Annotated in this window: 12 protein-coding genes; 2 read left to right on the top strand and 10 right to left on the bottom strand. The window is 44.8% G+C overall.

Annotation, left to right across the window (positions count from 1 at the left end; translation table 11 throughout):
- Positions 1 to 20: 20 nt before the first annotated feature.
- The 3 genes from AC58QM_RS10000 to AC58QM_RS10010 are packed head-to-tail and all read right to left on the bottom strand — an operon-like array spanning position 21 to position 4,421.
- Positions 21 to 1,370, bottom strand: coding sequence for a hypothetical protein (locus tag AC58QM_RS10000; protein ID WP_497283490.1), 1,350 nt, complete (start codon positions 1,368 to 1,370; stop codon positions 21 to 23).
- Positions 1,371 to 1,383: 13 nt separating this feature from the next.
- Positions 1,384 to 2,211 carry a creatininase family protein gene (locus tag AC58QM_RS10005; protein WP_497283492.1) on the bottom strand — a complete coding sequence of 276 codons (828 nt, stop codon included), beginning with the start codon at positions 2,209 to 2,211 and terminating at the stop codon, positions 1,384 to 1,386.
- Positions 2,212 to 2,219: 8 nt separating this feature from the next.
- Positions 2,220 to 4,421, bottom strand: coding sequence for a glycoside hydrolase family 88/105 protein (locus tag AC58QM_RS10010; protein ID WP_497283494.1), 2,202 nt, complete (start codon positions 4,419 to 4,421; stop codon positions 2,220 to 2,222).
- Positions 4,422 to 4,520: 99 nt separating this feature from the next.
- On the opposite strand from AC58QM_RS10010, the gene AC58QM_RS10015 reads away from it, so the two are divergent.
- Together AC58QM_RS10015 and AC58QM_RS10020 are read left to right on the top strand one after the other, a co-directional pair.
- Complete coding sequence (locus AC58QM_RS10015; protein WP_497283496.1) at positions 4,521 to 5,420, top strand: AraC family transcriptional regulator; 900 nt, start codon at positions 4,521 to 4,523, stop codon at positions 5,418 to 5,420.
- A gap of 127 nt (positions 5,421 to 5,547) precedes the next feature.
- Positions 5,548 to 7,368 carry a PAS domain S-box protein gene (locus AC58QM_RS10020; protein ID WP_497283497.1) on the top strand — a complete coding sequence of 607 codons (1,821 nt, stop codon included), beginning with the start codon at positions 5,548 to 5,550 and terminating at the stop codon, positions 7,366 to 7,368.
- A gap of 125 nt (positions 7,369 to 7,493) precedes the next feature.
- Here AC58QM_RS10020 and lacZ read toward each other — a convergent pair whose 3' ends face one another.
- From lacZ to AC58QM_RS10055, 7 genes are all read right to left on the bottom strand, one after another.
- Positions 7,494 to 10,616 (bottom strand): beta-galactosidase, LacZ type, encoded by a 3,123-nt coding sequence (lacZ, locus tag AC58QM_RS10025; RefSeq protein WP_497283637.1) that lies wholly within the window; start codon positions 10,614 to 10,616, stop codon positions 7,494 to 7,496.
- A 154-nt stretch (positions 10,617 to 10,770) separates the two neighbouring features.
- Positions 10,771 to 12,324 (bottom strand): extracellular solute-binding protein, encoded by a 1,554-nt coding sequence (locus tag AC58QM_RS10030; protein WP_497283499.1) that lies wholly within the window; start codon positions 12,322 to 12,324, stop codon positions 10,771 to 10,773.
- A gap of 64 nt (positions 12,325 to 12,388) precedes the next feature.
- Positions 12,389 to 13,294 carry a carbohydrate ABC transporter permease gene (locus AC58QM_RS10035; RefSeq protein WP_497283501.1) on the bottom strand — a complete coding sequence of 302 codons (906 nt, stop codon included), beginning with the start codon at positions 13,292 to 13,294 and terminating at the stop codon, positions 12,389 to 12,391.
- A 20-nt stretch (positions 13,295 to 13,314) separates the two neighbouring features.
- Positions 13,315 to 14,241, bottom strand: a complete 927-nt coding sequence (locus tag AC58QM_RS10040; RefSeq protein ID WP_497283502.1) for an ABC transporter permease — start codon at positions 14,239 to 14,241, stop codon at positions 13,315 to 13,317.
- Between the two features lie 187 nt (positions 14,242 to 14,428).
- The gene (locus AC58QM_RS10045; protein WP_497283504.1) at positions 14,429 to 16,549 is read right to left on the bottom strand and encodes a hypothetical protein; all 2,121 of its coding nucleotides are present in this window, start codon (positions 16,547 to 16,549) and stop codon (positions 14,429 to 14,431) included.
- Positions 16,550 to 16,657: 108 nt separating this feature from the next.
- A complete protein-coding gene (locus AC58QM_RS10050; protein WP_497283506.1) occupies positions 16,658 to 18,229 on the bottom strand; it encodes a response regulator in 1,572 nt (523 codons plus the stop codon).
- Positions 18,226 to 19,992 (bottom strand): sensor histidine kinase, encoded by a 1,767-nt coding sequence (locus AC58QM_RS10055; RefSeq protein WP_497283507.1) that lies wholly within the window; start codon positions 19,990 to 19,992, stop codon positions 18,226 to 18,228. The genes AC58QM_RS10050 and AC58QM_RS10055 overlap by 4 nt, the downstream gene beginning before the upstream one ends.
- Between the last annotated feature and the right edge of the window lie 162 nt (positions 19,993 to 20,154).

The raw sequence follows: 20,154 nt of genomic DNA on the forward strand, positions 1-20,154 counted from the left end.
ATATGAATTATCAATCAATTTCAATAATGATCATAAGCCAGTTCTGATGTGTGGAAGCTGCAGAAAATAGGGAAGTTCTTTGCCAACTTGGCGATCTCCTCAGCAGGCACAGAATCAAGTTCCGTTAATCGCCGGATTCTCGTCATTTCCGCCATTTCCTGATAGGTGATAATCATATCGGCTTTCTTGAACAACTCGGGTCCCCATCTCACCGAAAAATCAATATGCCGGCGTTCATCAATCAAATCGAACTCACACGTAATCGCAGATAACACATCGCCAAATTTCCAAAACGCTTCCGCGGACTTGCGCTTCTTCTTGAAGCCGCAAGCTTCACCTAGCATGGTTAAGTTGGCATACAATTCGGTAAAGTGTTCTTTGACATCCTGCTTCCCAGGACCGCCCAACCACTGGAATTGGTCAACGGAGTGACCCATTTGCAGCAACCGGCGCATCCCCATTTGACTGTGACGAAACTCATCCCACATGTGACGGGCCAAATCAAAATAAAAGGGCAACGGCATCCGATCCACGTAATAATAAATGCAGGACAACGTCTCTCCAGCAAAAATCTCCGTGGCATAGATGTAGATCATTTGCTTCACACTGTCATGCAGCACCGACATTCTTGTATCCGTATACGATTGTTGTGGTTTCGGATTCGTATATCGCGGATATTTACTTTCCAGCTTCGCCTTCTCCGGCAGTGGACCTGCTGGATTCTTCACTAGGTTTGCAGGCCAGATCACAGCATTCCCATCATCTAAGGAAGCATTAGCTTGGAAGGCAGCCCAGACGGTATCGATATAGTGCTCCCATTCCACCAGCTTCCGCGAGCCTTCCTCACTGCCACAATGGACAAACTGCAACTGCTCATGCAGCCAGCGCTGCGTCGCTTCCCTTTCTATAAAGATGATCTTGATCTGATCTAACGTAGGCGCATTTAAAACCGGATCCAGCTTGGCTACTAAAGCATCATACTGGGCATATAGTTGCTTATGGATATATAAGTAACTGATTAGAAACGCGTGCTCATCAGGCGCTCCAAACACTCTTTCGAATGCCTCCCTGGTGATATCCGGCATCCAATCCTTGTCATGCATCCCGCCAGGCAGCTCTTCAATACGTTCATACAAGCATTTCACGTTCCGATTGTGCACGTAGCATAGGCGACCAAGTTCGATCTTTTGCTCATAAACCGGAATTGCCGGAATCCATCCGCCAATTAACTTAGATAGCGCCAACTCCTGCCACAGCAAATGCTTGAGTTCATTACTTGTATCCACAGGCCGCAAGAATCGATTTTTTAGATAGCTTTGCCCAGTGACCAAGTCCTGCTGCAAACCTTCAAAATCTTTTTCATCTCTCATATCAGCACGCCTCCTATTCCTGTTTCCATAGTCCTTCTCGAAACGAATGCCCATGTCGGAAATACATCTGTCTGTGCTCCAAGCGATGCAGCGTCTCCTTGACCGCAATATCAACAGCCAGGTCGATCGTCTCGTTACCGAAAGCCTCGCTTGAATCCCGCGGATCCATCACACCTCCGACACCAACAATCGGCTCCCCTTTCGGAGGAAGCAAATCGAGTCTAACCGTCTCGGGATGAAGCGCCATCATATGCGAAGTCTCCCACCCCGCAGCGTGATCCCCGGCACAATCGTACCGGTTCTCCACCAACATATAATCAACAAACGCCCACGCTTGCATCCCACTACTGCTGCGGCTATACAACCGCTTGTTGAACAACATCGCAGCCGCTCTGGCATGATCGATTAGCGGATAATGTCCAGCAACTAGTACGCCAACTCGAAAGCCGAGTGATTCCGCCTCTGCAAGGATATGCAAGAGCAGTTTCTCATAATTAATCACTTGCTCCATCGCGGAGAAAGGCATGCGTTCTGGCAAAAAGTTGTCTGGATTCAGCTGCATCAACTCTGCAATTTGTTGTCTATCCGTCGCATTCGCTTCCATTAGACCTTCAACTCGGCTCTCGCCGTAGTACAATGGCGGAAAAACAAGGCCGCCACCCTTTTGTGCGCATCGCATGGCAATGCCCTCGGCTTGCAAGGAGTCGGCTCCGACGGGATTATGCAAGCCATGCCATTCTAGCGTGCCTATCGGGATGTAAACGACGGGACACGCCGTTCTTCTCGCCACAATCTGCTCAGGGCGAAGCATGTGGTATCTGACTTCTTCGCTCATGGTCATGGTGTGCCTCACTCTCCACTCGCCAAATAGTGGTTCAATTGTTCCACTTCAATGCCTGCTAGCATTACAATGCCTATACCGTGTGTATCGTTCGTCTTCCATTTCAAGTCATCCTTATAGTAATCAGCGGTGAAAGCATATTTAGATCCCGTACACACCCCATGCACGTTACCAAATTGGTCGATCGCCCTACTTGTTAGTCCTTTCCATGCAAGATGAATGGAGGCTTCAAATGCTGAACGGTTATCCTTCAGGATACCCAGACGTATACCTCTACAGAAAGCATATATGAACATGGCCGTGCAGGAGGTTTCTTCATAGGAATCTGGATGAGTCAGAACTTGATGCCACAATCCATTTTCTCCCTGAAGCGAAATTAGTCCCTCACAGAACTCCTGGAAAAATGAAACTAAATCCCCTCTGCGAGCATGCGTTGACGGTAATACTTCTAATAACTCCGACAAGGAGAAAATCGGCCAACCATTCCCCCGCCCCCATGGCACATAGGTGGCTGTATCGAATTTGAAATCATACACATGCGACATGATTTTCAGCTCAGGCATGTATAAATACTTTTTATAAGCCACAAATTGCTCTGCTGCATCGTCCAAAACGGCCGTATTCCCCGTGAGTAAATAATAACGTTTCATAAACGGTGTGCTCATATACAAGTCATCTGCCCATAGTGTCTTTTCCATATAATATCCTGGACTTTCCCTGTAAAATGCCCCGTCCTCTCTACGTTCATGACGGTTACATATAAAGTCGCCTATTACTTCAGCTACTTCCAAATAGCTGCTATCCTGAGCATCTGGGTATGCCTCTAGCATGGCAGATCCGAAAGAGCCGCAGTCATCCAACATATCCAATTCTGCCAACTGATGATTGACCCATGGGAAACCGTACTGTTCGCGGTCCCAGAGCGCATAATTGTAAAGTCGGGTACATGCTGATATATGACCCGTCACATAACGTACGATGTCTTCACGCCCAAGCATTTTACCTGCCTGCAATAAGCCATACAGCGTCACACCAAGCGGATAGTTCCAACGTGCATAATTCGTATTCTCTAAATAAGGACGAACCCAGGCATTCGGTTGATCCAGCTGCCAATAAATGCCCCCATTCTCTGGTTCCCAGACGGTAAACATCGTTTGTAATTCTTCAGGTTTATACGACTTCTCATTCTGGAAAGGTCCCGCATACAACCAGTGTTCATCTGTGCCTTGGATGGGATGCGGAAGCTCGCTCTCACATAACTTACCCTCTTGATTTATATCTACATGGAACCCCCAATCAGTCCCACCGCTTTCAGATCTTATTAAGAGGTCATGCTGCCCATAGACTAATTCGATATCAAAATGGATAGGTTCTGAAGCCTGAGTATGGTAGACTTCTATACCATCTATCCAAACGGTCAGTCCTGCCCCCTGGTTCGTTCCCCTAAAAGAATAACGTTGCTTCCCTGGAGATTGGCATCGCAGACGCGTCCAACCATAGGCATATTGGCCTGTTTCAATATGTTTCCCGAACATTCTCGTGAAAACAGGTTGCTTCAACTTGTCTGCTTCCCACGTCAGCATTGGTCGCCATTTAATGCCTGTTTCCTTCTCACTTTGATCTAATCCTGGCCATGCACGATCATTGAAAACATCCTCATCTACGGGAACCGAATATATCCATCCAGCTTGACCTTCTCGCTCCTTGAATGGTGATAGCGCAGGTGGTGTCGTCCATTTGCTGCGAATCGAACCCAAGATACAGCCAAACCCAGATGGCGTTTTACGCAATTTTATTAGAATCGTCGTCCAACCCGAACTCAACGGTATTTTTAGATGACGTTTATTCGTTGGGTTCAACTCATCAAGCGTTTCTGACTTATAGAGCAGTTGTCCATCTATATACACAGTTGCTGGACCATAGCAGCTTAGTGCTGTCTCGAAGAGTCGATTTGTTTCGCTCCATATTTGGGTAAAGACATAGCCAAACTGTCCATTCTTTGCATCAGGGAACTTCTCGCCTAAGTTGAGATCATATCTGCCATCGGCCATTTGCTTAAAACCATCTCTGCTAAACAACCGCCAAGTGAACGTATTCGCGGGATGTGTCCCCATATAGTGGTTGGCAATATTCTCTAGGATGTGTTGGGTGTTAGAGCCACATCTTGCTTGTATACTTTGCTGCTTGTCAAAATGCCTTGTTATCATCATTTGAGTTTGCTCCTTAATGAAATCTTGTTATTGACTTCATTGTAGTCACATACTATCAGATTGTCTTTGCCCTGCATTGTGTTAAAATGTTGTTGTATTGTGATTTATTTAGAGGAGGTTGTCCTACTGAATCTCATAAAAGATTTTCAACTGAATCATGAACCGGTCCAAATGACGTTTCACAGTCAAACAACTGCCTACTGGGACATTTACCATGCTCACCAAGGTATGGAATTTATCTATGTGCATCAAGGGGAAGGTTCCGTCATCATTGATCCTTTTATGTACGAGATCAAACCAAACACATTAATGTTTTTCCAACCTTATCAACTACATAGAATAAAAATGGATCTCAATTCGAGTACGTACAATACCTACGAGCGTTCAAAATTTTTATTTGAACCTTCTATTGTAGACAACATACTGAGTACATTGCCCAACATGCAGAACTTTTTCCGAGCCTTATGGAAAGATACCCTTACCTGCCAAGTCTTGTACTTGCCCGAATTAGCGCCTACTTGGGATGTTCAGTTGAAACAATTAGACACTGCTTTACGTTCGACTCCCAAAGAAGAGCATATGGAAGTGTTCACGATCTTTTTAATCGGCTTCCTACAGGGTCTACGGGCACATTGGCCAGATAAACAGGATTCTGCTTCGGCCAACCAACGCCCCATGCATCATGTCGAACACATCATGAAATGGATTGATGAGCATTACCAGAATCCTTTTAAGTTGGAAGATCTAGCAGAGTCCTTACATCTCAATACCACTCATGTCTCGCATCTCTTCCGCAAATTTTCCGGCAGCAGTATTACGGAATACTTAACGGCCAAACGATTACGAGAAGCTTGTTGGCTGCTCAGAACGACATCAGAGCCTGTTCACATCATCTCCTCGGCTGTCGGGCTAAGCAATGTGTCATATTTCTGCCAATTATTCAAAACTCATATTGGAACCTCTCCGCACCAATATCGCAAAAACAGCGCACATACCTGATGAAGGAATGTGCGCTTTACGTATTTACACACCTAACTTACCTTAAATAGCCTGCGTGCAATAAAGGAATTCCGCTACAATTGTCCAATTATTTTAATATAAAACTTACGAGAATTTTGGAGGATATATGGCAAAGGATCTCACTTTTTCACAGCCCGAACTGTTCTCTCAAATCTTTGAATATTCTCCGATTGGCATGTCCTTCCTATCTAAGGAAGGCAAGTGGCTGCGAGTCAATTCATCTTTATGTCAAATGCTTGGATACTCAGAATCCGAATTCCTTGATATGACATTTCAGGACATCACGCATACCGATGATTTAGCGAGATCTCTGCATATTAAGAATCAATTCTTAGAAGGTAATATGGAAAATTGCGAACTGGAGAAACGTTTTATACACAAAAATGGTTTCACGGTATGGGTATTAGTAGTTATCAATTGCATAAGGGACGTTGGGAAGCAGCCCCTTTTTTTTATAAGCCAAATCAAGGACATTACGGAAAGAAAGTTAGCCGAAGAGGATCTCAAAGCGAAAACAGAGCAGCTGGAGTCGTTTATCGAAAATAATGCGGATGCCATTTGGATGATCGATGCTGAGGATACGCTTTTAGAAGTAAATCCTGCTTTCGAAAAGCTGTTTGGATGGTCTTCCGAAGAGGTTAAAGGCAGTAAATTACCTATCATTCCTGACTTTCTTATAGATTTCATCAATAACATTCATCAAGGAATTAGAGCGGGAGAAACCATTGTGGGATTGGAAACCACTCGCATGCGCAAAGATGGTACTCTAATCCATGTGGAAGCAACCTTATCTCCCCTTCGCGATCAAAAGGGAACGATTATCGGGATCACAGGTATTTGCCGTGATGTTACAGCTAAAAAACTTGCCGAAGAGGATCTCAAAGCAAAAACAGAGCAGCTAGAGTCGTTTATTGAAAATAATGCGGATGCCATATTAATTTTCAACAACGAAGGTTTTGTACTAAGAGTAAATGAAGCATTTGAACATATTTTCGGGTGGTCGAAGGAAGAGGTCATTGGCACTGAATTACATCTGCTTCCTTTTATTCCTACTGCATGTATAGATGAGTTCAAGCATAGTCGTGAACGAGTGAAAATGGGACTCTCTGTCATTGGTATCGAAACCATGCGATTACACAAAAATGGGAATTTATTGAATGTGGTATTAACCGCTTCACCTATTCTTGATGGTAAAGGAACACAGATAGGATGGTCTGTTACATTTAGGGATATTACAGAGTGGAAAATTGCGCAACATCACCTGCAAAATTCCGAGAAATTATCTGTTGCAGGCCAATTAGCTGCGGGAATTGCTCATGAGATTAGGAATCCCATTACCTCCATTAAAGGATTTATTCAGTTGATGCAATCCGGATTTGGTGAGAAACAAAAATACTTTGATATCATGACTTCCGAAATCGAACGAATTGAAATGATTCTTAGTGAGCTTTTAATATTGGCAAAACCGCAATTGATTAAATACGAGCGAAAAGATATACGGGTGCTATTGAGTCAAGTGATGACGCTGATCGATTCACAAGCGATCCTCAACAATGTTGAATTCATTGCAGAATTCAAGCCGGGTGTTACCCATCTATACTGTGACGAAAATCAACTGAAGCAAGTGTTTATCAATTTCATCAAAAATGCCATCGAATCCATGCCAAACGGAGGGAAAATAACGATCGAAATCCACAGCGACCATGATCAAGAGATGCTGATCCGTCTAATTGACCAAGGCTGCGGAATTCCTAAAGATGTGATCTCCAAATTAGGCCAACCTTTTTATACAACGAAAGAGAAAGGTACCGGACTAGGTTTTATGGTAAGTAAGAAGATTATTGAGAATCACTCTGGTCACATCAAGGTTGAAAGTGAAGTAGACAAAGGCACGACGATTGAAATAACACTTCCTTTTTATAATTGACAGATTTAGCTTCGATGACATCTTATTGCTCATTTATAACTGAAACGCAAAAGGCATGAGCCCGGTACAATACCGAATTCATGCCAACAACTCATCGTAAACTTTTCAACCCCGTCGTACTAAGTTTAATTCACCTTCCCCTGCAGCGTAAAGCTGTAGGAATAGCTCTTATCAGCAAGCAGTAAAAATTGCTGATGTGGCTTTGAACCCCAACTATCATCGCCGCCAACACCCATTTGACGATAATTGATCCGTACTACCGTTTTGTCGCTTGCCGGCAACTTATAGACATGGTCATTGGCCTCAAGCTCCAATGGCGTAAAAGGCAATGCGTTTAACTCAAAGGTAGGTTCACCTGTCATGTGCAGGACAACACCGCTCGAATTCGAGATTGCGGCATGGCGGACATCCATCTTGTTGCCACACTCCTGCGGTCTTAGATAAGGCACGAACTGATCAGCAACTTTGCCTTGATGCAATCCAATTTTTGCGCTCAACTGGCGATCCCAGTAGGATTCATGCGGCCCTTTACCGTACCACGACAGGTCTGTAAATGAACTGTCCATCTGAAACATCATGCCGATTTCGGGTATTTCTGGCAGATTATTGCCGGGCACAAGCTGCTGCTCTACTCGGATCGTTCCATTACCAAGTACGGTATACGTGATCGTGCAAGACGATTCCGATGTTGTAGGCAGCACATACGCAGCATGTACGATGACACGGTCGGTAAGCAACTCCCAACGCAATGAGCGGAGATTGCGTTCTTCACCTGCACGTCGCCATGTTGCGCAACGTTCATGCTGTTTATTACCGCGATCGTTATCCGTGTAGGCACGCCAGAAGTTCGGTACAAGTGCACCCTTGAGGAGTTCACTGCCTCCAACGTTATAGGAAACCAAGCTGCCGTTTGTCGTATCAAATTTAGTTGTGAAGCCCTCGCCGCTTATAGCCAACGCGCTGGATTGGATAGATACATGAACTGGACGATAGCTCTTCACTGCCTCAACAACAGCGTGAACGGGCTTCCCGATAGGAAGTACAAATTGCTCGAACGCCACTTCATGACCCGCTTCTGCCCACTTCTCCCCTTTCTTCGTTACAAAGCTGATCGTAAGCACAGCTTCTCCATTGTGTTCAAGCTTCGGTAGGGCAAGCTGAATCTCCTTGCTGTCGAGAGGTGCAACGGATACAGTCAAATTGCCTTCCGCACAGACAGTCCCGTCTACAGCAATCGTCCACTGTAGCAAATAAGCATCCAAATTAGTAAATAGAAATTTATTTATAAAACGATAGATGCTCTGTGCAACATCCACTTCAGTAATGCCTATATTTTCATAGCATTTCTTGGCTTCAATTAACTTCGGTGTAATGGACCGATCAGCAAGTAAAAGACCGTTACCACAAAAATTACCAGAGTGTACCGGTTCGTTGAAATCTCCGCCGTAAGCCATATATCGCGTTCCGTCCGCTTCCGTTTTCCAGAGACTTTGATCTATCCAGTCCCAAATAAAACCACCCTGCAGCACCGGGTAGAGATCGAACAACTCGGTGTATAGATGTAAACCGCCAAGGGAGTTCCCCATTGCATGACTGTACTCACAGAGAATATACGGTTTTTTCGGTCCTGCCTTTTTCGCATAATGAACCAAGCCATCCGGTCTCGTATACATGTAGCTTTCAACATCCGTTGCTGCTGCTGATTCCTTCCAATTCACAACACCTTCATAGTGAACAAGGCGTGTCGGGTCTGCTTCGCGCAGAAAATCATGCATCTTGATGAAATTGTCGCCGCCGAAAGCTTCATTGCCTAGCGACCACATAACGATGGAAGGATGATTCTTATCCCTCTGCATCATAGAATTCGCACGGTCAATCACGTTCGCCGTCCATTCTGGAATGCTGCCAGGCACCGTCGTTGGAAGCAGCTCAGTCTGACCGCCACTCCACGTGCCATGTGTCTCCAGGTTAGTCTCGTCAATCACATATAAGCCATATTCGTTACACAGCTCATACCAGAGTGGATTGTTCGGATAGTGCGAAGTCCGCACAGCATTGATATTGTATGCCTTCATAAGTGTAATGTCTGTCAACATATCTTCCATATTCATCACGCGGCCGGCATTGACGCCAAACTCATGGCGGTTGACGCCTTTGAAGACGATTCGCTGCCCGTTAATCAGCATAAGGCCATCTTTAATCTCGAATTTGCGGAAGCCAATCTGTGTGCTGATTGTTTCAAGCAATTCTCCTTTGTTATCCTTCAAGATGATAACGAGCATGTAGAGGTTCGGCTCTTCCGCGCTCCATTTCAATGGATTAGCAACAGTGGTTGCAACTACTACTTGAGCTTCTGCATGGTGGCTGTCAATCGTTGTAGTTGAACTGATGGGCTGTGCAAATACAGCGTTCTGCCCAGCATCATACAATTGTGCCTCAAGCGTCACTACACCCAAGTTGTCTTCCCAATAGTTCATCAACGTCGCATTCACTTTAATCTCTGCATCTTTGTACGCTTCGTCTAGCTCTGTTGTTACGAAGAAATCGTACACATGCGCCTTTGGCACTGTATATAAGTAGACATCGCGGAAAATACCGCTCATCCGCCAGAAATCCTGATCTTCCAACCAGCTTGCATCGCACCAGCGATACACTTCAAGTGCAAGCTTATTCTCACCAGATTTCAGATAGGGCGTAAGGTCGAATTCAGCCGGTGTGAACGTATCCTCACTGTAGCCCACAAGCTCGCCATTGACCCATACATAGAATGCGGACTCCACACCTTGAAAACTAATAAAAATGGGTTCACCCTGCCATTGTTCGGGCACCGTAAACGTGCGGAAATATGAGCCTACAGGATTGTACAAGGTTGGCGCAAACGGGGCAACTAGTTCGGGCTCTGACGCCTCCCACGGGTAGCGAACATTCGCATATTGCGGGTAATCATAACCCTGCAACTGCCAGTGTGCAGGCACCTGAATGTCATCCCATTCGGTATGATCAAAACTGTCCTCATAGAAATTCTTAATGCGCTTGGATGGAGACTCCGCGAAAGCAAACTTCCATGTACCGTTTAGCGAAAAATAACTACGGGAAGCTGAACGGTCATTCTTTAACGCTTCTTCCACGGAATCGAAAGGCATTAAAGTTGCGTGTGCCCTCATTCGATTAAGTTGAAACGTTTCGGGATTGTTATTCCATTCTGGATAGCCGTTTGCCGGCGGGGTATACTTCAATTTTTGTTTCATCATCGATGACCTCTTTCGTCTTTTAGTAAGCAAGAAGTGTGTAACCAAACAGTAACCCGAAAGATAGACACCTCCAAACAAGGCGCCTTCTTCCGGGTTACTGTTTATTACATAGGATCAAGACTTCTAATTCAGCCTGTCACCCGCGCCTGTCTTATTTATTTTCAGCCAGGAACGTGTTAATTTGATTTTGAATTTCCGTTTGAATTTTTTCAGCATTTGCAGCCTTGAGCTGTGATTGCAGCTCTGCCAATCCTTTGTCAGTCTCTTTCACAAGACCGTATTCCAGCGGCAGTCCGTAGCGCGTCATCACGTTGCTCACATTCGAAACTTCGTTAACAACTTTCGAGGTATCAAACACGAACGTTTCAAGTTTGTAATGCATGACTTGTGGTTTCCATTTAGCCTCGATGTCTTTCGCTGATTGCGGGTAAGTCGTCTCTGTACGATTCAATGTGGACTGGAAGCCCCAGTTCGTGAACGTGTTGAAGCTAGCGAATTTATCCAATTTCGTGTATTGATCGTTACCAACAGCCGAATAGTGCGTGCCTTCGATACCATACATGATCAGATCGTGAAGCTGTTTATCATTTTGCAACAAGTCGAGTACCATCAATGAACGCTCAGGGAATTTCGACGTTGCATGGATGGACATACCATTTTGTGTTGAAATAGGGTTTGATTTCTTGCTATCTGGAGCGATATCCGCAATACCGACTTTCCAATCTGGATGCAAGCTTTTCACAGCATTTACAGCAGAAGCAGCGGCAGACAAAGTATGTGAGTATGAGGCAATTTTACCCGCTTTGAAATCTTCTGTTTGGCTGCCTTTGTAAGTCAGCACATCTCTCATCCAAGAGCCGTTCTCTGCAAGCGTTTTGTAGTAAGTTAGAAGTTCTTTGAATTCCGGCGTGTCGTAAATGTTAAACACTTTGCCCGTTGCATCATTTGCATTGTAAGCAAACGGCGTGCCATCAACTTGTTTCCAGTTGTTCTTTTGTAGTAACAACAAAATATCCAACGTGTGAACGGTCCCTAATGTCGCACCAAATGGCGTAACACCTTTTTCGTTTTTCGCAATCGTATCCGAGTATTTCGCAAACGAAGCCCCGTCCGTAATTGGCGGCAAGCTGTACTTCTCACGTAAGTCTTCACGATAAATAATGGTCTTTTCTTTGTATTCATTCGGAATGTTGTACGGGATCATGTAAAGCTTACCTTTCACTTTCGCTTGATCCCACTTGACTTTATCAATCGTTTTCCAAGTTAGTGGCGCGTATTTGGCTAGCATATCGTCTTTCAACTCAAGGAAGCCGCCTTTATTGGCTTGATCTGCGTATGCTGACCAGTTCGCAGTGAAGACAAGGTCAAAGTCTTCGTTTGCTGCAAATTTAAGCGGATATTTCTGTTTATAATCAGACCAATCTAAGAACTCCGTTTGGAGTGTAGCGTTTACTTTTTGTTTCAAGATCTTGTTAATTTCTCCGAATACGAGGTCGTAATCGGCCGGTTTCGGTCCGAGCATGATCATCTTCAAGTCAACGGCTTTCGATGTATCGATGCCAGCGTCTTTCGGATTTGTAGAGGCGGTACTTTGGGCATTGTTCGAAGCGTTGTTCGGTTTCTCATTGTTACCACAGGCACTAAGCATGATTGACGCTGTTAAAAGACTTGTCAACACAAGACTCATGGATTTTAATCTCTTCATTCTGATGCTACCCCTTTTCATTCTGTTAGTTGTTTTTCCTATTGATAATCAGGTTTCCCTGAGATTACCCTTTTACTGCACCAATCGTTAATCCCTTTACGAAGTACTTTTGGATGAATGGATAAGCCAGGATGATTGGGCCTGTCGCGACGACGGTCATAGCCATTTTCAAACTTTCACCAGGGATCGTCACCGTCATGCCGCCTCCAGATCCAAGCATGGCATCACGCATGCCCTCCAGATTGCCGAGCATTTTATACAAGTAATACTGCAGTGGCATTAGCTTCTCGTCGGAAATAAAGAGCAAGGCCATATACCAATCATTCCAATGGCTCAGCGCGATAAACAGACCAATTGTCGCCATCGCAGGCTTGGAAAGCGGAAGAATCAGACTAAGAAAGATCCGGAAATCGTCGGCGCCATCAATTTTGGCTGACTCTGAAATCGCATCCGGTATCCCACTCATGAACGACCTCATCACGAGAATGTTGAAGACATTCACTAAGGTCGGAAGAATAAGGACGATCAAATTATTTTTCAGATCCAAATAATTGACAATCAACAAGTACCACGGGACAAGCCCTCCACTAAACAGCGTGGTAAAAAAGAAGTAGAAGGCGAAATGGTTGCGCCACTTGAAGTCTTTGCGGCATAGCACGTAAGCGGTCATTGCCGTTAGGAACAAGCCGAGCACCGTGCTGACAACCGTAACCGTGATGGTTACGCCGTATGCCCTTAGAATAGCTTCGGGAAATTCGAATATGATCCGATAAGCTTCGGTCGAAAATAATTGTGGAAAGAGACTATATCCGCTTAATCGAATCGTATTTTCATCACTGAAAGAGGATGCTAGAACGATCCAGAATGGGATGATGCATACTAATGCCATGAAAATCAGTATGACGTACCCGATGGCGGAGAGAAGGAGCCTATCCTTCTGTAGGCCGCGTTTAACGGCTGCTGCTTGCATATGAATTGTCCTCCTCCAACTTAGAATAAAGCGCGATCCTTGTCGTATTTGCGTACTGCGTAATTGACCATGAGAATAGTCACGAAGCCGAGTACCGATTGATACACACCCGCTGCGGCTGACATACCAATTTCATTGGTGGTCATCAGTAACCGGAAGACAAACGTATCAATAACATCTGTTGATGAGAACAACATCCCGTTGTTGCCAACCAAATTGTAGAACATCCCAAAGTCGCCGCGGAAGATATGACCAACGGATAACAGCACGAGAATCGTCATCGTCGGGATCAAATTGGGAAGGGTCACATGGAAGATACGTTGGAACACGTTCGCTCCATCAATTTCGGCTGCTTCGTACATTTCGGTATCAATACTCGTAATCGCAGCCAAGTACATCACCATACCGTAGCCGAGGGACTTCCAAATGTTGAAGAATACCAGAATGTAAGGCCAGTATGCCGGCGTATTGTAGATATCGATCTTCTCCATGCCGAGCGAAGTCATCAAGTTGTTCAGTGCACCAATGTCGTAACTAAAGAAACTGTAAGCGATCGAGCCAACGACTACCCAAGAGATAAAGTAGGGCAGGAACATGGCCGATTGAATGATTTTACGGAACCATTTGCCTCCGACTTCAAAGAGTAGAATCGCTGCACCAATTTGTAGGATATTCCCCAGAATAATAAAAGCAATGTTATACAATCCTGTATTTCGCGTTACCAGCCAAGCGTTACCGGATTGAAAGAAAAATTTAAAATTATCAAACCCTACCCATGGACTCCCAAAAATACCGCCTGTATAGTTGTACTGCTTGAAAGCAATTACGATCCCAGCCATCGGGATGTAGGAAAACAAAAAACATAACAGTGTTGTTGGCATTATCATGAGCAGTAGAGTTTTACTCTTTACTAGCTCATGCCAAAATCTTTGTTGTCTTTTTATCATGTCTCTACTCCTCTCTCTCTGTTTCTTATTATAAAGGGATAGAGAATTTGATATCATTCAGCAGAACAACAAAAATGTATACAAAATCAACGAACATCTTTTATATTTTGCAACGCTATGGAAATAGCAGGTGCATAAAAAAAAGCAGTAGAGGATCGCTCCACTGCTGCTCATCTAAATACGCCGCCTAAGGCATATTTGTTATAGAAATATGATCATATTGTGCATAGTTATAGCCGCTTCCCAGACCTACTAGGCCTGAAGCAAACGTGCTGTCATTCACCGATACAACAAGCTTACCGTTTATATAGCCCTTAATAAGGCTGCCGTTGAAGTTTAGTTTTAAATGATGCCATGTCTTTGCTGAGAATGACTCATTTCCCGAAGAGAGTATGGTGTCGGAATCCTTAAGCGGGTCAGTGATTCGCAAGCTCCAATTGCCCGTCTGATCAACCTGCAGTTTATAGCCACTGATCAATGTATCATTAATCCATTGACGCGGCTTTGTGCCTGCTCGTCCAATTATGGCTACTGTTCCAGGCTTTTCATTTCCGTAACTATCTTTTTCGGGACCTTCAATGAGTACATCCGAACTGAACTCATAGTCCGTCCAATTGAGGTTTCCCCATTGTGTATGTGTACCATATCTAATTCGAGGGGTCATCCAAGCATCCCACTGCTTCATAGGACCCACAACAACCTGACGCAAAGCTTTGCCACCGCCGCCAAACTTGTCGGCAACTTCAAATACACCTTCAACATCCGATGTATATCTCGGGGTTTCCCCCACTTTGCAGCTCTCAATATCAACCTGATCATGAGTAGGAAAAGATTTAGATACTGGGATTGAGTGGGCCGCGAGACCTTTTTGCTGCCCTGTTGTTGTTGTCAACGAGTAGATCGAATTAGGCTCAAGGTTAATCGAAAAAGACTGATCAGATGGTGTGATGTCAGTCTGTTGCATAAATTGTTGCACGGCATTTGATTTCCACACGTGAACCGTGTCAGTCGACAAGCACCCTGTCAGCTTGACTGTCAGGGTCTCCTCCGAGCTGCCGGTTGCCACAATGATACTATAATTGCCGCTGTCATCTGGCTGCTTGAATGTGACATACGAGGTCTCTCCTGTCGTGATTCCACACCCGCTGTCTAGATATTTCCAACCAGGCTGAGCAAATTGATTCGTATGTGCAGCAGCCCAGATCGCTGGCATCACGGTGTAATAACCTGACCAAGGTTCATCGGCAACCATTACACCTGTCTTCGGAAATGACAAATTGTGATACGTTGAGGAGATCATATGCCACACATTGGTTTTGGTGACCTTGGCCTTGATATAGTTGTTATTCATGATTTTAGCCAAATCAAGCGCACCTTTTTGACCGTTAGCGCACTCCCACTCGCCACTTCCTGTCCACCCCTCGCTCTCCCAAAGCGTCAACCCAGCGTTTTGAGCCGTTTCCGACGATGTACTTTTAACATAGTGGTAACCAATGACGGATACGGACTTCTTCAACGCTGGATCAGCTAGGACCTCATCAATGAAAGCCCAAGGTGATCTTGGGTTATAGGGCTCATGTTCCCTGCCGCCTATGTCAGGAGCAACAATCTTCACTTGTTGTAAGCCATTTCGATCAAGGGTGGGTCTCAAAATATTGACGATGTAGTTCTTTAAATACGAAGGACTGTTTGGGTCACTAGGGTCAACTAGATCAAGCCCAACAAAGCTTTCATTCTGATTGCCCCCTACATAGTCTATGTCCAAGTCCCACTCTCTTTTGGCTCCCTTTATATAACTCACCAAATAATCCGCATTATCCTGCGAATACATGGCGTATTTGCTTTTGCTGTTAGCGTAGTAGTTGCCGTTATCTCTCCCGACATTCATGTCGAAGTCGTTCATCCATCCAGGGGCCCCCCACTGCAAAAGATCCAGCTTGATAGTCGGATTCCGCTTCTTCGCTTCGCTCATTAACCAAAGCTCATAACCGCGGCGCATATTCGGATGGGCAAGCTCCTCCCTCGTTCTCGCGTGAGTTGGCTCTGTTCCCGTCGTGGAAAAGACATCTCCACCAACCTCGACTTTTAAATGGGTATAACCCGCTCCAAAATTAGGCTTAAAGAGATAATCCAGAATGTCACTGCGATAAGGTTCTGGGTAATCGATCAATAGACGAGTATTTCCACCTCCACCGCTAACCACACCTTCTCCTTCAAAAATTCTTCCCGTTCCGTTACCGTCAATAACAACGGAAGTCGTAACTGCGGGAGCACCAAAGCTCCCTCCATTTTCAGAAAACATCACCATGATAGCAATAGTCCCTCTCTTTATTTATTCTTCTTCCCATTATAAAGAGAGAAACCACCTGCACATCATTCAGCAGAACAACAAAAGTTAATACGAAATCTACGAACTTTATATTTTATTCTTTTTACGATATTCCCTCGGCGACATGCCTGTAGCTTGTTTGAAGGAGCGATTAAAATAAATGACGTTTCGATAACCAATTTTGTCGGCGATTTCATACACCTTTAACCGAGGGTTGTCCAGCAGCTCACAAGCTCGCTTCATGGTGATGTCATTCATAAATTCGCTAAACCCCATCCCCGTTTCCGTTTTAAACAAATGGCCCAGATAGTTAGGTGTAAAGTCGAATCGCGCGGCAACTTCCTTCAAAGTAACTTTGTTCTCCAACCGCTCTTCTACATAACTCCTAATTTCTGCGATCAATTTACGGTCCTGCTTCCGTCTTTTCACATATAACAGTTCAGACAATTCGAAGAATCTTCTGCGCAGCCAGGATACAATATCATTCATCGTCTCGAATTCGAATAGAACATCCGGCTGATGGGATTCCCAGTTCAGAAGTTCATACAAATTCTCGTTTAATTTTTGCAAATCGCCATGTAATTTCGACGTCATACGGATGATCAGATCATAAGCCTCACTCTTGCGATGCGGTGCTAAGTCAGGGCGAAAGATGGCCGTTAATCCATCATCAATCTTCACCAGGTCATAATCGAGTATCGCTTGCAAAACTTCTTCGAAGATTTGTTCACTATTCACTGTTCCCACCTTAACAGGTTGCTGGAAGGTTACATCGCGAATCACTCTGTTCTTGCCCAGAACCCACTTGATGCTAAGCGCCATCTCCGCTTGACGATAGGACTGATGAAGCTCATCCTCGCTATATGCACGAACGCCAAGCCCAACTGTTAGGGTGAATGGGAAGGACTTACCGAACGTTCGAATCAGTTCTTCAAGTTCATTTCCTATATCGGCGCCGCCTGTTGCCAAAAGAACGAACCTATTCGCATATCCATTCATCAGGCTCCCCAGTCTTTTATTCTGAACACTATCTATAAGGTGCTGCTCGATGCTTGTCCATAATGCACGCCGCTCTTCGACTGTCTTATCTTTCGAATGTCTTTCAAAGTCATCTACTTCAATTAATGCCACCGCTGTACCCATCTCGATAAAAGGCGACACAAACTCAGCCACACGCTCTTCGGCAATACCCGGAGACGCTTCTTGGAACCATCGAAGCAGCAATTCCCGCTGTACAAAAGGCAGTGCCTCCGATAGAGAGGAGTGAAGACGACGATCTTCCTCTACCTTGGCGCAAAGACCCGCAATCATCTTGGCCAGCTCATCGTCATCGACAGGCTTTAACAAATAGTCATATGCCTCTAGTTGTATGGCTTCCTTCGCATAGCCGAAATCTTCATGTCCGCTTATAAAAGCAATCCGAACTTCTGGATTAATTTCTCTCGCTTTTCGGGCGAATTCAAAACCCGACATAATCGGCATACGGATATCCGATAGCACGATATCAATTCTTTCCTGTTTCATAAAGCTAAGAGCGGCGAAACCACTTTTCGCCGTTCCCGCAACTCGCAGTCCTTGGCAATCCGTTGCCTCTACCCTTACTCGCAGCCATTCCAAATCAATCGCTTCGTCATCGACAAGCAAGATGTTAATGTTCATGATATCTCACCACCCTTTCCTGTGTGATTGCGAGCGTAACTTGTCACGTCGAGTTCTGGAAAATCATTCATATGAAACGGCAACAGAATCTGAACGGTTGTCCCGCCACCGTAAACGCTAGCTATTTGCACGCCGTAATCAGCGCCATAGCGAAGTTTAATTCTTTCATTCACATTCTTAAGTCCATAAGCGTTCGATTGTGCTCCACCTCGAAGTGCCTTCTCAACGGTTTCTGGTCTCATGCCGATACCGTTATCAATAACTTTTAGCTCTAAGCTCTCTCCAATCCGCTTCGCCGTAATACGAATCGCGATCGTTTCCTCAAACCAAGCATGCTTAAACACATTTTCAACAAAGGGTTGCAGCAGCAATTTAATAATCTGAACATCTTTCACTACAGGGTCCATCTCAATATAAACTTGAAAAGCATCCGCATATTTGACCTTCTGAATGTCGAGATACGCTCCCACTTGATCTAGTTCCTTTTTGAGCGGAATAAGAACTTGCCCTTCGTTCAACGTCAATCGATAAAATCGCGAGAGCAGCTTAACCATCTCCGTCACCTCGCGTGTCTTGCCCAAATTGCTCAGAGAGCTGATAGCCGATAAGGTATTGTATAAAAAATGCGGATTGATTTGCGCTTGCAGTGCCTCAAGTTCCGCTTGTTTTTTTTGAACCCCTTGACTATACACATCTTGAATGAGCTGCTGTATACTGCTCGCCATGTTATTGAATGAACGGGCGATAAGTTCAAACTCGTCGTTACCACTCACGGAAAGCCGGCGATCCAGTTTTCCCTCTTGCAAGGTATTGATGAATGAGACAATTCGTTTCATTCTTCGTCCAGACAACGTCGCTACGACAAACCCGATAATCCCCATCACGATAAAGCTTGCCGCACAAATCAGCCCAATCGTCACTTGGAGCCGTTTGGCATCTTTGTTCAAATAATCGTGCGGCACGCGAACTTCAATGGCGAACGAAGTTCCTACAATTTCTTCACGCAGATTCAAATAATTAGTGCCAATGTTAGTGGGAAACCGCTCAAACAAAGTAGAACCTGTTCGCTGGTCATAGAAACGCAAGCCAAGTCCTTGCTCTGGATATTTGACGATGTTGCCTAGCAAACTATCGAGATTAACCGTAATTTTGATATAACCAATGACCGTACTATAGTCAGTAAATAAGACGAGTTTGCGGAATAGCGAGACGTTGCCAAGCTCCCGATCCTCATCAGCCTGAAACCAGAGATTATCCACTCCTTCGGCCTTCAGCTTTTGAAACCAGGGACTGTTCTGCACAGCAGAAAAGGCATGTATATAATAATCACTTCTGGTAATTGGATTCGTGTCGGAAGAGCTTGCTGATTCACCGATATCTGGGTTAACCGCGTAAAGTGTCAGCCGAATTGGACTGCCAAACAGATCAAGCGGTGCTTGCAGCAGCGGAATCACTTCGTCGATGACAGTTAAGTACATCGTTGCCCGATCGCCGTGTTTGGTCAGTGCGCGTTGAAAGGGCAGGTTGCCAAACAACTGGTCCGAAATCCGCTGAACTTCCGCCATTCGGTAATCAGCGTTATTGCGCGTCTGCTCCAGTGCTGCACGAATCCCCGTCTGTGCGACTTCCGTTCGAGATTTAACAAGCATCGTATAGGAGGCATACCCGATTGCAATGTCCGTGACCAGCACAAGTAAGAGATAAGAAATCATCATTTTATACGTAAATGGCATATATCTGCTTCTGAAGAATAATCGTGTCATACCTGGCCAACCCTTCTACGATTTAACTACAGAACGCCTGCATTCTCAGTTTAGGGTATACGTGCATGTCTAGAATATACAAAAAATCAACGGAAAGGAGTATAAAATCAACTTTTTATTAGAAAATAATTAAAAACCGAAGACATGTAACGTGTCTCCGGT

The organism is Paenibacillus sp. J22P165 (assembly GCF_059692015.1).

Bases quoted from the DNA above. Each gene is read 5' to 3' on its own strand.
- AC58QM_RS10000 (WP_497283490.1), bottom strand. From the start codon at position 1,370: ATGAGAGATGAAAAAGATTTTGAAGGTTTGCAGCAGGACTTGGTCACT.
- AC58QM_RS10005 (WP_497283492.1), bottom strand. From the start codon at position 2,211: ATGACCATGAGCGAAGAAGTCAGATACCACATGCTTCGCCCTGAGCAG.
- AC58QM_RS10010 (WP_497283494.1), bottom strand. From the start codon at position 4,421: ATGATGATAACAAGGCATTTTGACAAGCAGCAAAGTATACAAGCAAGA.
- AC58QM_RS10020 (WP_497283497.1), top strand. From the start codon at position 5,548: ATGGCAAAGGATCTCACTTTTTCACAGCCCGAACTGTTCTCTCAAATC.
- lacZ (WP_497283637.1), bottom strand. From the start codon at position 10,616: ATGAAACAAAAATTGAAGTATACCCCGCCGGCAAACGGCTATCCAGAA.
- AC58QM_RS10030 (WP_497283499.1), bottom strand. From the start codon at position 12,324: ATGAAGAGATTAAAATCCATGAGTCTTGTGTTGACAAGTCTTTTAACA.
- AC58QM_RS10035 (WP_497283501.1), bottom strand. From the start codon at position 13,294: ATGCAAGCAGCAGCCGTTAAACGCGGCCTACAGAAGGATAGGCTCCTT.
- AC58QM_RS10040 (WP_497283502.1), bottom strand. From the start codon at position 14,241: ATGATAAAAAGACAACAAAGATTTTGGCATGAGCTAGTAAAGAGTAAA.
- AC58QM_RS10045 (WP_497283504.1), bottom strand. From the start codon at position 16,549: ATGGTGATGTTTTCTGAAAATGGAGGGAGCTTTGGTGCTCCCGCAGTT.
- AC58QM_RS10050 (WP_497283506.1), bottom strand. From the start codon at position 18,229: ATGAACATTAACATCTTGCTTGTCGATGACGAAGCGATTGATTTGGAA.
- AC58QM_RS10055 (WP_497283507.1), bottom strand. From the start codon at position 19,992: ATGACACGATTATTCTTCAGAAGCAGATATATGCCATTTACGTATAAA.